We start from the raw sequence: 284 nt of genomic DNA, 5'->3' as shown, positions 1-284 counted from the left end.
CCGCTGGCGTTTTCCAGCCCGCCGTCGGACTTGAGCTTCAGCGTCAGCTCGCCCTTGTCGTTCAAGGCGATGATCTCGCCGCTCGCTCTAAACTGAACGTCATCGGTCAGCGAGTCGGCGTTGCGCCGCTCCCGCGGGTCGCCCGCTCTCGGGCGTCGAGAATACCCCTTGAGCCCGGCCATAAATCACCCTTGGTTTTCAGTCTGCAATCCGGCCGGGGCTTCAACCACAGCGCTTGCCTGCTCCATGGCCCACGTTTCACCGCTGTCGCTGTTCTCCACCCG

Annotated in this window: 1 protein-coding gene; it reads right to left on the bottom strand. The window is 63.7% G+C overall.

Annotated elements, in window-relative coordinates; translation table 11 throughout:
• The coding region (locus tag R0J92_RS22475) for a hypothetical protein (protein ID WP_411053291.1) at positions 1 to 182 on the bottom strand (182 nt) is incomplete at its 3' end.
• Between the last annotated feature and the right edge of the window lie 102 nt (positions 183 to 284).

The sequence above is a fragment of the Tritonibacter sp. SIMBA_163 genome, from assembly GCF_046535935.1.
Taxonomy (GTDB): Bacteria; Pseudomonadota; Alphaproteobacteria; order Rhodobacterales; family Rhodobacteraceae; genus Epibacterium; species Epibacterium scottomollicae.
The sequence above is the reverse complement of the archived record's forward strand: the minus strand, read 5'-3'. Positions and strand labels throughout refer to the sequence as shown.